The 2,455-nt window shown below is 51.2% G+C and carries 2 protein-coding genes; both read right to left on the reverse strand.

Annotation, left to right across the window (positions count from 1 at the left end; genetic code table 11):
• Positions 1-40 precede the first annotated feature (40 nt).
• Positions 41-1,561 (reverse strand): FGGY-family carbohydrate kinase, encoded by a 1,521-nt coding sequence (locus CLOSYM_RS16175; protein WP_021642935.1) that lies wholly within the window; start codon positions 1,559-1,561, stop codon positions 41-43.
• A gap of 16 nt (positions 1,562-1,577) precedes the next feature.
• On the reverse strand, positions 1,578-2,414 hold the full coding sequence (locus CLOSYM_RS16180) for a BtpA/SgcQ family protein (protein WP_003498279.1): 837 nt from the start codon (positions 2,412-2,414) through the stop codon (positions 1,578-1,580).
• Positions 2,415-2,455 lie beyond the last annotated feature (41 nt).

The following is a 2,455-nucleotide window of genomic DNA, read 5'->3' on the forward strand; positions in this document are numbered from 1 at the left end:
ACCGGCGGCGTCCTCACCTGCTTAACTAAATCTCAATTCATTACAGGGCATGCATGCTTTCCCGGTTCTCCCGGTACAGGCGGTCGAAAAGCGGGCGGATTTTCCGGTATAAGGCAGTAATTGCCAAATCGGGCTCCAGCAGTGTTTCGATTCTGATTACCTCTTTCAGCGACGCAAAATCACGGTAATGGCCTGCTCCGATGGCTGCCATCAGGGCGTCGCCGTAGGACGCCCCTGACGTCTCCTTTGCTATCGCAACCGGGATTCCCGTTATATCGGCAATCATCTGCATCCACAGGCGGTTCTTTGTACCGCCTCCGGCTGCCAGAATCCGCGCCGGATTAAGACCGTTTTCCCTGAATATGTCTATATGCTGCGAGACGGAAAATCCGATGCCTTCCAGTGCGGAACGATACAGATGCTGTTTCGTATGCCCCAGATTCAGCCCAAATATCATCCCCCTGGCTGAGGGATCGTTGATCGGTGTCCTCTCGCCCGCAAAATAGGGCAGTGTGATAAGTCCGCCGCATCCCGGCTCTATTTTATCCAGCCCTTCCATCATGAGACTGAAGGCATTTTCACCGGTTAATTTTTCTTTTTCCACACATTCCGGGAATAACTGATCCCGGTACCAGTTTTGCAGGGTGCCTCCATTATTCGTGCCGGCTGCTATACTGCAGGTCCCCGGCACCAGAAAATTATTGCCTCTGACGCGGTCATCCAATATAAGCCTGTCGGTACAGCAGTAAAAGAAGAGGGAGGAACCAAACTGAACCATCAGATCCCCTGGAGACAGAACGCCTGTGCTGACTGCCTCCGCTGCCGAGTCCCCGCTTCCCGTAATCACGGGCGTTCCCTCTTTAAGCCCCGTTTCTTCCGCTGCCCTGTGGGTCACTGTTCCCGCCGGTTCCGTCACGATCTGCCCTTTTGCAAGCTGTTCAGGCCGGCAGACAGGCTGGCACAGCTCCTCTATGATGCTCCCGTCCGGCCGGTAAAACGGCCGGAAGGAAGCCATGCCCAGAAAACGATCCACCACATAATTTCCGGTCAGCTTCGCCGCCAGATAAGAGGAACCGGTGAGAAATTTATAAGTCTGTTTATATACATCCGGTTCATGTTTCTTTATCCAGTAAATTTTTGCAGCCACATCTCCGGAACACATGGGACGGCCGAATAATTCCTTTGTTCTTTCCTCCCCGTAATAATCGGTAAGTTCCCTGATCTCCTCCATACATCTGGCATCAATCCCATATAATATTGCCTTGCGCAGCGGACGGCAGTCTTTGTCCACGGGCAGGCAGTCCGCTCCAAGGGCGCTGGCTCCCACGGCTCTTATCAGCTCCGGACTGATTCCGGCTTTTTTTATCAGGGAATTTGACAGAAAGCAGAAATCATGCCACCAAACTGCCTCCGCATCATGCTCATAGAATCCCGGGGCCGGATTTTCCATTCCGTGGGCGATTTCAGCCCTGGCCGCCACCTTCCCATGGCTGTCGGTAATCACGCCCTTGCCGGTATAGGTGCCAATATCAATCCCCATGAAATATATTTCATTTCCCATAATAGTCCTTTCCGCGTTATGACCGGGAGGAAGGTGCGGCAGCGCCAATATTTTTCCTGTATTCCTTCACGATATCCATTATTTCCTTTACCCGCTCTTTCTCCACATAATTACTGAATTTTCCATCCTTTTTGAACGCTGTTCCAATGCAGGCTCCATCACACTGCTCAAGTTTTTCCACGATGTTTTCCTTTGTGCAGCCGGTATTACAGAATACCGGTGTCCCGCCGGATACCTTTTTCACGCGCTCCATCAGGCCGGAATCTGTCTCTGAGCCGGCGCTGCTGCCGGACACACAAAGCGCGTCGGGAAAGCAGTGGAAAATTATGGATTTTGTGATTTTCTCAAGGCTCCGCTCCGCCAGGTAGGTATCTGACTCAGGGTTTACCTTAAACAGCAGTTTGAGGTTTTTCAGTCCCAGCTCTTTTTTTCTTCTGAGTGTCGCCGGAATATTGGTATCGGTAATCCCATTTTCCCCTATGTATGCACCGGTAAAGGTGCTTCTGACAAAATCAGCGCCTGTCGCAGCCGCCAGATCAATGGTTGCTATCGGGTTTGATACGATATTGACACCGAACGGAACCCTTATCTCCTTTTTAAGTTCGCCTACAATACACCCCATAGCGGCAACCGTCACATAGGAAACCTGCTTTTCGTAGGGAAGGCTGAACTCATTGGCAATCAGAATCCCATCCACGCCTCCGTCCTGCAGAGCCGTCAGTTCTTCTCTTGCCTTTTGTATCACGGATTCCATCGTATCCTCCCCGCCAAACAGCGGGTCACCCGGCATAGCCCTGAGATGCAGCAGGGCGATAACTGGTTTCTCCACCTTAAATAAGTCTTTTGTCCACATTTTTTTACCTTCTCCTAATATATAAGTGTAGGGTTTCAGTA

This window comes from [Clostridium] symbiosum ATCC 14940, assembly GCF_000466485.1.
GTDB lineage: Bacteria > Bacillota > Clostridia > Lachnospirales > Lachnospiraceae > Otoolea > Otoolea symbiosa.

What these genes read in the sequence shown, in the direction of transcription:
- CLOSYM_RS16175 (WP_021642935.1), bottom strand. Translation starts at nt 1,561, where the DNA reads ATGGGAAATGAAATATATTTCATGGGGATTGATATTGGCACCTATACC.
- CLOSYM_RS16180 (WP_003498279.1), bottom strand. Translation starts at nt 2,414, where the DNA reads ATGTGGACAAAAGACTTATTTAAGGTGGAGAAACCAGTTATCGCCCTG.